The organism is Aestuariivirga sp., assembly GCF_046093005.1.
Classification (GTDB): Bacteria; Pseudomonadota; Alphaproteobacteria; order Rhizobiales; family Aestuariivirgaceae; genus Aestuariivirga.
The window spans coordinates 1-3,630 of sequence record NZ_JBJTER010000203.1 but is presented as its reverse complement, the minus strand read 5'-3'; the positions used below and the strand labels follow the sequence as shown (position 1 = coordinate 3,630).

General features: G+C 67.4%; 4 protein-coding genes. 1 reads left to right on the top strand and 3 read right to left on the bottom strand.

Annotated features, from left to right (window positions below; genetic code table 11):
- The coding region (locus ACKOED_RS17175) for a DEAD/DEAH box helicase (protein ID WP_408917849.1) at positions 1–1,259 on the top strand (1,259 nt) is incomplete at its 5' end.
- 18 nt (positions 1,260–1,277) lie between these two features.
- Here the strand turns inward: ACKOED_RS17175 and ACKOED_RS17170 are convergent.
- The 3 genes from ACKOED_RS17170 to ACKOED_RS17160 are packed head-to-tail and all read right to left on the bottom strand — an operon-like array spanning position 1,278 to position 3,455.
- A complete protein-coding gene (locus ACKOED_RS17170) occupies positions 1,278–2,627 on the bottom strand; it encodes a sensor histidine kinase (RefSeq protein ID WP_408917848.1) in 1,350 nt (449 codons plus the stop codon).
- Positions 2,617–3,288: a response regulator transcription factor gene (locus tag ACKOED_RS17165; protein WP_408917847.1), complete on the bottom strand. Its 672-nt coding sequence runs from the start codon at positions 3,286–3,288 to the stop codon at positions 2,617–2,619. Before ACKOED_RS17165 ends, ACKOED_RS17170 begins: the two co-directional genes overlap by 11 nt.
- Positions 3,289–3,308: 20 nt before the next feature.
- Entirely contained in the window at positions 3,309–3,455 is a 147-nt protein-coding gene (locus ACKOED_RS17160; protein WP_408917846.1) for a hypothetical protein, read from the bottom strand.
- Positions 3,456–3,630: the final 175 nt, after the last annotated feature.

The window sequence follows — 3,630 nt, the reverse complement described above, 5'->3', positions numbered from 1 at the left end:
GCCGTGACGTGATGGGCCTCGCCCAGACCGGCTCTGGCAAGACGGCGGCCTTCGTGCTGCCGATGCTGTCCCTTCTGGAGGCCGGCCGGGCGCGCGCGCGCATGCCGCGCACCCAGATCCACGAAACCACCCCCGAGCTGGCGGATCAGGTGCGCGAGGCGTTCGAAACGCTCGGTAAACTGCACAATCTCTCCGTGGCGCTGCTGATCGGTGGCGTGGCTTTCGAGCCGCAGGCCCTCAAGATCGACCGCGGCGCCGATGTGGTGATCGCCACGCCAGGCCGGCTGCTCGATCATTTCGAGCGCGGCAAGCTCCTGCTCAACGGCATCAACATGCTGGTCATCGACGAGGCAGACCGGATGCTGGACATGGGCTTCATCCCGGACATTGAGCGCATCTGCAAGCTGCTGCCCTTCACCCGGCAGACGCTGTTCTTCTCAGCCACCATGCCGCCGGAGATCCAGCGGCTCACCAGCGCCTTCCTGCACAATCCGGTGCGCGTGGAAGTATCGCGGCCAGCCTCCACCGCGGAGACGATCACCCAGCGGCTGGTCAAGGCCCCGCATGAAGCCAAGGCCAAGCGCGAGACGCTGCGCCAGCTGCTCCGTACCCAGACGAATGTGAAGAACGCCATCATCTTCGCCAACCGCAAGACCACCGTGGCGCTGCTCGAAAAATCACTGCAGGCGCATGGCTTCAATGCCGGCGCGCTGCACGGCGACATGGACCAGTCGGCGCGGCTCAAGACGCTGGCCGGCTTCCGCAACAACGAGATCACCTATCTCATCGCCTCCGACGTGGCCGCCCGCGGGCTGGACATTCCGGAAGTGAGCCACGTCTTCAACTATGACGTTCCCACCCATGCCGAGGACTATGTCCACCGCATCGGCCGCACCGGCCGGGCTGGCCGCGAAGGCGAGGCCTTTACGCTGGTCACGCCCGACGAGGCCAAATACTGGAAATCGATCGAAGCGCTGATCAAGAAAGACGTGCCCTATTTTGAACTGAGCGCCGATGCGCTGGCAGCAGTCGAGACGCGCGCCGCCGAGCCTGATCGCCCGCGGCGTGAGCGGGCGCCCCGCCGCGAACGCGAGCCGCGCGCCGCGAAGCGCGCTGAGCCCGCCGCGCAGCCAAAGCGCGCCGCGCGGCCGAAACCGCAAGCCGCGCCGGCGCGCGAACTGGCCGATGCGCCGGACAACCGCGGCTTCACCGAACACACGGCGCCCGCATTTCTGATGCGCAGCGTGAAGGTGGGTTGAAAGCAGGCGGAGCCTGCCCTAACTTGCCGCGGGCAGAATGAGCCCGGCGCTGAGCCCGCCAAGCGCCGCGCCGCCCAGCGTGATGCTGCCCTGATACATAGCCGCCGTTTCGGCAACGATCGACAGCCCAAGGCCCGAACCGGGCTTGCTCTCGTCGAGACGGCGTCCGCGCTTGAGCGCTTCGGCGCGCTTTTCAGCGGGCAGGCCCGGCCCGTCATCCTCCACGGTAAGCCGCAGGAAGCTCCGTCCGGCGGACGCCAGGGCGGGGTCCAGCGCCGCCGACACCGTAACCCGGCCTGAGGCCCATTTGCAGGCATTGTCGAGCAGATTGCCCGCCATCTCTTCAAGGTCCTGCTTCTCGCCGCGGAACCTGAGGCCTTCCGGGCAGTCGACCGAAATGGCGATCCGCCGGTCCTGGTTGATGCGCGACAGCGTGCGGGCCAGCGCGTCCAACACCGGCTTCACCTCGGCCGCCGCGCCAAGCCCCTGGGCCCGCGCCGCGCGCCGCGCGCGGTCGAGATAGAGGTTCACCTGGTCGCGCATCAGCGCCGCCTGCTCGCGCACCATGGCGGCGAGCAGGTCATCCTGCCCGGCGGCCTCATTCGTAAGGACACTGAGCGGTGTCTTCAGCGCATGCGCGAGATTGCCGACCTGGGTGCGGGCGCGCTCGACGATTTCGGCGTTAGACTGGATCAGCAGGTTCAGTTCTTCCGCCACCGGCTGGATCTCGGCGGGATAGTCTCCCTTAAGCTGTTCCGCCTGGCCCTGGCGGATGGCCATCAGATTGGCCTGCATGGCGCGCAGCGGCCGCAGGCCAAAGCGCACCTGCAGGAAGATCGCCAGCAGAAGGCCCAGCCCCAGCAGCAGGAGGCTCAGCGCCAGGGCCCGGCTAAAGGCCTTCTCCTCGGCCCGCAGCGCGTCGTAATTGCCAGCCACCAGCACCGAGAATTCGCGGTTGCTGCCGGGAAGCGTGAACACCTGCGCGATGGCCCGGAGCGTTACGCCATTGCTGTCGGCGAGAAAAAACGCGCCACCGCCGCCGTCCGGCACGACAAGCCGCTGCTCGAGCAGCGAGGCCGAAGCCAGGTCCTTGCCGGCGTCCACCGGCGTCACCTGCCAGTACCAGCCCGAGAGCGGCAGTCCGAAGCGCGGGTCGGCGAGCGCGCCCGTCAGTTTCGGAGCCCCGTCGACGGTCACCTCGAGATTGGCCAGAACGCCATCCATCACGGCGCGCAGGCGTTCGTCGAAGTTGCGTTCCAGGGCGGCGGCGAACAGGCTTGCAAGCAGCAGGCCGGTGGCCGCCAGCAGCACGATGCTGACCAGCGCCGAGGACAGGATCAGGCGGCGGGAGAGCGAGCTAGGGCGCATTGCCCGTTTCGCTCACGCAATAGCCCATGCCGCGGATGGTGTGCAGCACGTCAGCGCCGAGCTTCTTGCGCAGCCGGCCCACGAATACCTCGATGGTGTTCGAATCGCGGTCGAAGTCCTGGTCATAGAGGTGTTCGACAAGTTCCGTGCGCGACACGACCTTGTCCTTGTGGTGCATGAGATAGGCGAGCAGCCGGAACTCCAGCGAGGTGAGCTTCACCGCCGTGCCGTTGACGGTCACGCGCGCGCTCTTGGTGTCGAGGGTCACCGGCCCGCAGGAGATTTCGCTGGTGGCGTGGCCGGCGCTGCGGCGCAGCAGGGCGCGGACCCGCGCCAGCAGCTCCTCCATGTGAAAAGGCTTGGCCACGTAGTCGTCGGCGCCCGCATCGAAGCCCGCCACCTTGTCGCTCCAGCGGTCGCGCGCGGTGAGGATCAGGACCGGCATCTTGCGCCCGGCGCGGCGCCATTTTTCGAGCACGCTCACGCCATCCAGCACCGGCAGGCCGAGGTCGAGCACCACCGCGTCATAGGGTTCGGTGTCGCCGAGATAATGACCCTCCTCGCCGTCCCTGGCGGTATCGACCACATAGCCCGCGTCCTGCAGCGCGGTGACCAGCTGCCGGTTGAGATCGGGATCGTCCTCGACGACGAGCAGGCGCATGCTTCACTCCCCAAGCGGCGTCATTCGATGGATACGACACTGCCGCTCCGGGCGTCGACGCTGACCCGGATGACACTGCCGCCTTGCTTCAGCTTCACGACATAGACATCGCCCTGGCGCTTTACGCCCAAGGGCTCCGCCCCCGGCGAGGCGCCAACGGCGATCATGACCGCCTCGGATGGCTGGATGCCGCCCTCCTGGGCCTGGGCGGCTCCATGGGCGGCCGGTCTCTCGAGACGCTGGCGGCTGCGGGGTCGAAGCGGACCTCTAAGCGACCGCCGAGGACTTCAGCTTTGATTCATGTGGGGTTCAGCTAGAAGGCGCTAACAGGAGCGCAACAAG

Bases quoted from the DNA above. Each gene is read 5' to 3' on its own strand.
- ACKOED_RS17170 (WP_408917848.1), bottom strand. From the start codon at position 2,627: ATGCGCCCTAGCTCGCTCTCCCGCCGCCTGATCCTGTCCTCGGCGCTG.
- ACKOED_RS17165 (WP_408917847.1), bottom strand. From the start codon at position 3,288: ATGCGCCTGCTCGTCGTCGAGGACGATCCCGATCTCAACCGGCAGCTG.
- ACKOED_RS17160 (WP_408917846.1), bottom strand. From the start codon at position 3,455: ATGATCGCCGTTGGCGCCTCGCCGGGGGCGGAGCCCTTGGGCGTAAAG.